We start from the raw sequence: 6,072 nt of genomic DNA, 5'->3' as shown, positions 1-6,072 counted from the left end.
CGTCCCGAACTCCCGGCCGCGGCCTGATTACGCATCAGGAATTCCGGGGGCCCGTCCGAGCTGCCGGAGCGGGGCCCGCCGCACCTTTGGTGAACCACACGCCCTGCGGGCCTACTTCACCGGGGCCATCTTGTCGACGATGCCCGGGTGCTCGTCGATCCACTTCTCGACGCCCTGGTTCTCCTTGCCCTTGCCGGCGTCCTGGATGGCCTTCTCCAGGCTGCCGAGCTCCTCGGCGCTCATCTTCCAGTTCTTCAGCCAGCCGTGGAACTCCGGGAACTTCTTCGGGAAGCTCTTGTTGCCGAGCGTCTTGATCTGGTTGTTGGCGCCCCAGGTGCCCTTGGGGTCGGCGAGCTTGGTCAGCTTGTACTTGCTGTACGCCCAGTGCGGCGACCACAGGACGACCGCGATGGGCTCCTTCTTGTGGTACGCCCGGTCCAGCTCGGCGAGCATCGCGCTGGTACCGGCCGAGGTGACCTCGAAGTCCTCCAGGCCGTAGGCGGGGGCGACGGTGTCCTTGAGCCGCTTCATCTCCCCCGTGCCCGGCTCGATGCCGATGATCTTGCCCTTGAACTCGTCCTTGTGCGCACGCAGATCGTCGAGGGTCTGCACGCCCTTGACGTAGGACGGCACCGCGATCTCCAGCGACGTCTTGTCGTACCAGGCGCCGACGTCGACGAGGTCCTTCTTGTACTTGTCCCAGTACTGCTTCTGCGCGACCGGCAGCCAGGCGTCCGTCTCCACATCGATCTGCCCCGTGGACAGCCCGGTCCACATCGGTCCGATGTCGAGGTTGCGGATGTTCGGCCGGTAGCCGCGCTTCTCCAGGACGTTCTTCCACAGGTAGGTGGTGGCGATCCCCTCGTCCCACGCGGGGTAGCCGATGTTCGGTGCCTTGCCCGCGTCCCGGCCCTTGGCGTACGCGGCCTTGCCGCCCGGCGCGACCTTGTCGACCAGGCCGGGGTGCTTCTTCAGCCAGGTACGGACACCGTCCTGCTCATGGCCCTCGCCGGCGCTCTTGATGTCGTTCTCGAGGCTGGTGAGCTGCTTCTCGTCCAGGTGGAAGTTCTTCATCCACCTCGCGACCTCGGGCTCGTCCTTCGCGAAGCCCTTGCGGCCGAGCAGGTGCAGACCGTCACCGGAGCCGAACGACCCCTTGGGGTCCTTCAGCTTGGTGAGCGGGTACTTGTCGTACGCCCAGTGCGGCGACCACAGCGTGACCGCGATCGGCTTCTTCCGGCGGATGGAGCGGTCCAGCTCGCTGAGCATGGAGGCGGTGCTGGACTCCTGGACGCGGTACTCGCCGCCCAGGCCGTAGTCCTTGAGGACCTTCTCCTTGAGGATCTTCATCTCGCCGGCGCCCGGCTCGATGCCGGTGATCCTGCCGCCGAACTCACCGCCCTTGCCCTTGAGGTCGTCGAGGGTCTTGACGTCCTTCATGTAGGACGGGACCGCGATCTCCAGCGAGGTCTTGTCGTACCAGGCGCCGAGGTCCTCCAGCTGGTGCGCGTACTTCTTCCAGTACGAGGCGTGCGTGGTCGGCAGCCAGGCGTTGGTCTGGACGTCGATGTCACCGCGGGCCTGCCCGGCGAACAGCGGGCCGGCCTCCAGGGCCTGCACCTTGGGCTGGTACCCGCGCTGCTCCAGGATCTCCTTCCACAGGTACGTGGTGGCCTTGCCCTCGTCCCAGTTGACGTAGCCGAGGCTGATCGGACGGCCGTTGCCGCCGCCCTTGCCGCCGCCCGTGCCGAGTACGCCCATCCCGCCGGCGATCAGCGCGAGCACGACCACGCCGACCATCGCCACGGACGTGGCGGGCCGCCACTGCAGGAACTTCATCCCGCCGAGCGCCGCCTGCGCCTTGGCCAGCGCTCGCCGGCCGAGCGGGGAGACCCGCTGGTTGAGCGCGCCGGTCATCCGGTCCAGGTACATGGCGAGGATGACGACCGCGAGGCCGGCCTCGGCGCCCAGCGCCACGTTGACCGAGCTGATCGCGTTGTAGACGGACGCGCCGAGACCGCCGCCGCCGACCATGCCGGCGATGACGACCATGGACAGCGCCAGCATGATGACCTGGTTGATTCCGGCCATGATCGTGGGCAGCGCCAGCGGCAGCTGGACGCGGAACAGGGTGCGCCGCGGGTGGGTGCCGAACGCCTCGGCGGCCTCGACCAGTTCCTCGTCGACCTGCCGGATGCCGAGCTCGGTCATCCGGACCGCGGGCGGCATGGAGAAGACGATGGTGGCGACGATGCCGGGGACCACACCGAGGCCGAAGAAGAGGATGCCGGGGATGAGGTAGACCATCGCCGGCATGGTCTGCATCAGGTCCAGGACCGGACGCAGCGCACCGCCGACGACCCGGCTGCGGGCCGCCCAGATGCCGAGCGGCACGGCGACCACGACGGTGATCAGGCAGGCCACCAGCACCAGGGAGAGCGACTCGATGGTGGGGCCCCACTGCTGGACCGAGTCGATCAGGGCGAACCCGAGGAAGGTGAGCAGGGCCGCCGGCAGTCCGCGCAGCCACCAGGCGAGCACCGCGAGGATGCCGGCCAGCAGCAGCGGTTCGGGCGCGGCGAGGACCGTGTGGATCGCGTCGTAGAGGCCGTTCAGCACCTTCGTGATGAGGGTGAAGAGCCAGTCGAGGTGGTCGCGCAGCCAGTTGACGGCGTCATTGGCCCAGTTGCCGATCTGGATCCTAGGCACCGGCGATCACCTTGCCCTCGGGCTCGCTGTCCTCGGCCGTCGCCGTGGGCTGGCCGGGGACGGCGGCGGCCGGGGCCGCCTCCTGGCCCGCGCCGGACTCGCCGAGCACGGCCAGCAGCCGCTCCGCCGCCACGGCACCGACCAGCGCACCGTCGTCGTCCGTCACGGCGACGGGAACGGTGCTGGTGGAGCAGGGGGCGAACAGTTCGGCCAGCGGGGTGTCGGCGCCGACGCTCGCGGGCGCGGCGGCCCGGAACTCCGCCTCGGTGGCGAGCGTGCGCCCGTCCGGGGTCGTGGTGCCCAGCACCGTGCCGGCCTCGGCCATGACCGCACCGGCGGTCAGCACCCGGCTGCGGTCCACGTCCTGGATGAAGGACGCGACATAGTCGTTGGCGGGCCGGACGAGGATGTCCTCGGCGCTGCCGATCTGGACGATCCGGCCGTCCCGCATCACCGCGATCCGGTCGCCGAGGCGCATCGCCTCGTTGAGGTCATGGGTGATGAAGACGATGGTCTTCTTCAGGGTCTTCTGCAGCTCCAGCAGCTGGTCCTGCATGTCGCGGCGGATCAGCGGGTCGAGCGCGCTGAAGGACTCGTCCATCAGCAGCAGATCGGCGTCGGTGGCCAGCGCCCGGGCCAGGCCCACGCGCTGCTGCATACCGCCGGACAGCTCGTCGGGCCAGGACTTCTCCCAGCCCTCCAGCCCGGTCAGGGCAAGCGCCTCGGTGGCCCGCCGCTCGCGCTCGGCGCGCGGGATGCCCTGCACCTCCAGCCCGTAGGCGGCGTTCTCCAGCACGCTGCGGTGCGGGAAGAGCGCGAAGTGCTGGAAGACCATGGAGATCTTCTCGGAGCGGACCTTGCGCAGTTCCTTGTCGCTGAGCGAGGTGAGGTCCTGGCCGTCGAAGCGGACGGTTCCGGAGGTCGGCTCCAGCAGCCCGTTGAGCATGCGCAGCAGCGTGGACTTGCCGGACCCGGACAGACCCATGACGACGAAGATCTGCCCCTCGTCCACCTCGATCGACGCGTCGATCACGGCGGCGGTGGTGCCTTCGGCCCGCAGGTCGTCCCGGCTCGCGCCGGCTTCGAGGGAGCGGACCGCGTCCTCGGGTCTTCTGCCGAACACCTTGTACAGGTGCTCGGCTTGCAGCCTGGACACATAAACCTCTCTTGTTGCACGAGAAACGACCTGCCACCCCCGCTGGCAGGTCGTGGTGCGGGACGGGTTCGGCCCGCTTCACCCGTGAAAGGTCTGGATCTCCACTGGGTCCGCTCCGGGTCCGCGCCTGCCCGCCTTTATCTGGCGCAAACGCGACGGTGTTCCAGATCACAACGGTGTGACGTATGGGGCATACGGCATCATGCGAGGTGTGACTCGACGCCTGATGCTCCTCGACACCGCCTCTCTGTACTTCCGCGCCTATTTCGGGGTACCGGAATCGGTCAAGGCCCCGGACGGCACCCCGGTGAACGCGGTACGCGGCCTGCTGGACTTCATCGCCCGGCTCGTCCAGGACCACCACCCCGATGAGCTGGTCGCCTGTATGGACTTCGACTGGCGCCCCCAGTGGCGGGTCGATCTGATCCCCACCTACAAGGCGCACCGGGTCGCCGAGGAGTCCCCGGCCGGCTCCGCCGAGCCCGACGAAGAGGAGATCCCCGACACCCTCTCCCCCCAGGTCCCGATCATCGAGGACGTCCTGGACGCGCTCGGCATCGCCCGCATCGGCGCGGCAGGCTACGAGGCCGACGACGTCATCGGCACCCTGACCGCGCGGGCGAAGGGCCCGGTGGACATCGTCACCGGCGACCGCGACCTCTTCCAGCTCGTCGACGACCGGCGCGGGATCCGCGTGCTCTACCCCCTCAAGGGCGTCGGCACCCTCCAGCTCACCGACGAGGCGCTGCTGCGCGAGAAGTACGGCGTGGACGGCCCCGGCTACGCCGATCTGGCGCTGCTGCGCGGCGACCCCAGCGACGGCCTGCCCGGCGTCCCGGGCGTCGGCGAGAAGACCGCCGCCAAGCTGCTGGCCGCCTACGGCGACCTCGCGGGCATCATGGCCGCAGCCGAGGACCCCGCCTCGAAGGTGACCCCGGCCCAGCGCAAGCGCCTGCTGGAGGCGCGCCCCTATGTCGCCCTCGCCCCGAAGGTCGTCAAGGTGGCCGACGACGTGCCGGTCCCCGACGCCGACCACACCCTGCCCAGCGAACCGGCCGACCCCGAACGCCTGGAGGCCCTGGCCGCACAGTGGGGTCTCGGCGGCGCGCTGCACCGCTTGCTCGTCACTCTCCACCGATGACCTGTTAGGTTAGGTATACCTAACAAACATCGCGTCAGGGGAGACCGCCGTGGCAGCAGAGCGTCCGACCCGCAAGAAGCCCACACTGCACCGCGCCCGGGTGCAGCGCACCGAGCAGCTCACCCCGCACATGGTCCGTGTGGTGCTGGGCGGTGAGGGGCTGGCGGAGTTCGCGGCGGGCGAGTACTCCGACCACTACGTCAAGCTGGTCTTTCCGCTGCCCGGCGTGGACTACCCCGAGCCGTTCGACATCGCCCGGATACGCGCCGAGCTCCCGCGCAACCGCTGGCCCAGAACGCGGACCTACACCGTCCGCGCCTGGGACGGCGAGACCCGCGAGCTGACCGTGGACTTCGTGGTGCACGGCGACGAGGGGCTGGCCGGCCCCTGGGCGGCGGCCGCGAAGCCGGGCGAGGAGATCTTCCTCCTCGGCCCCGGCGGCGCCTATGTCCCCGACCCCGGCGCCGACTGGCACCTGCTCGCCGGCGACGAGAGCGCGCTGCCCGCCATCGCCGCCTCCCTGGCCCGGATGCCCGCGGGCGTCCCGGTACACGCCTTCATCGAGGTCGCCGGCCCGGAAGAGCGCCAGGAGCTGACCGCTCCGGCCGGCGCCGAGATCACCTGGCTCCACCGCGGCAGCGCCCCCGTCGGCCGCGAACTGGTCGCCGCCGTACGGGCCTTGGACTTCCCGGCCGGCCAGGTCCAGGCCTTCGTCCACGGCGAGGCCGGATTCGTCAAGGAACTCCGCCGCCTGCTGCGCATCGAGCACGGCGTCCCCCGCGAGTCCCTCTCCATCTCCGGCTACTGGCGCACCGGCCACGACGAGGACGGCTGGCAGGCGACCAAGCGCGACTGGAACCAGCGGGTGGAGGCCGAACAGGAAGCGGCTTCCGCTGCGCTTGGCTGATTCGGCTGCGCCTTGCCTGGGGCGACGTTTTCGGCTGACCCGCCGTGGGGGTTTCTCGCCGTTGCGCCTGCGGCGAGCTGGGTGCCGCTGCGCGGGGCTTTTCGGGTGGCGGTGGCGGTCCTCCGGGGCAGGGTGTCCGGACTGCTTCGCTTTACGTCC

The 6,072-nt window shown here is 69.9% G+C and carries 4 protein-coding genes; 2 read left to right on the top strand and 2 right to left on the bottom strand.

All coding sequences use genetic code 11. The features are described from left to right. Nucleotides 1–111: 111 nt before the first annotated feature. Together ACWD6P_RS36625 and ACWD6P_RS36620 are read right to left on the bottom strand one after the other, a co-directional pair. Nucleotides 112–2,709, bottom strand: a complete 2,598-nt coding sequence (locus tag ACWD6P_RS36625; RefSeq protein ID WP_451448543.1) for an ABC transporter permease/substrate binding protein — start codon at nucleotides 2,707–2,709, stop codon at nucleotides 112–114. Next, nucleotides 2,702–3,865, bottom strand: coding sequence for a quaternary amine ABC transporter ATP-binding protein (locus ACWD6P_RS36620; protein ID WP_451448542.1), 1,164 nt, complete (start codon nucleotides 3,863–3,865; stop codon nucleotides 2,702–2,704). Before ACWD6P_RS36620 ends, ACWD6P_RS36625 begins: the two co-directional genes overlap by 8 nt. 226 nt (nucleotides 3,866–4,091) lie before the next feature. Between ACWD6P_RS36620 and ACWD6P_RS36615 the strand changes: the two genes are divergently transcribed. Together ACWD6P_RS36615 and ACWD6P_RS36610 are read left to right on the top strand one after the other, a co-directional pair. Beyond that, a complete protein-coding gene (locus ACWD6P_RS36615; RefSeq protein ID WP_451448544.1) occupies nucleotides 4,092–5,006 on the top strand; it encodes a 5'-3' exonuclease in 915 nt (304 codons plus the stop codon). A gap of 49 nt (nucleotides 5,007–5,055) precedes the next feature. Continuing rightward, nucleotides 5,056–5,913 (top strand): siderophore-interacting protein, encoded by an 858-nt coding sequence (locus ACWD6P_RS36610; protein WP_451448541.1) that lies wholly within the window; start codon nucleotides 5,056–5,058, stop codon nucleotides 5,911–5,913. Nucleotides 5,914–6,072 lie beyond the last annotated feature (159 nt).

The sequence above is a fragment of the Streptomyces sp. NPDC002446 genome (genome assembly GCF_053595675.1).
Note: the sequence above shows the minus strand (reverse complement) of the source record. Positions and strands in the feature narration are given on the sequence as shown.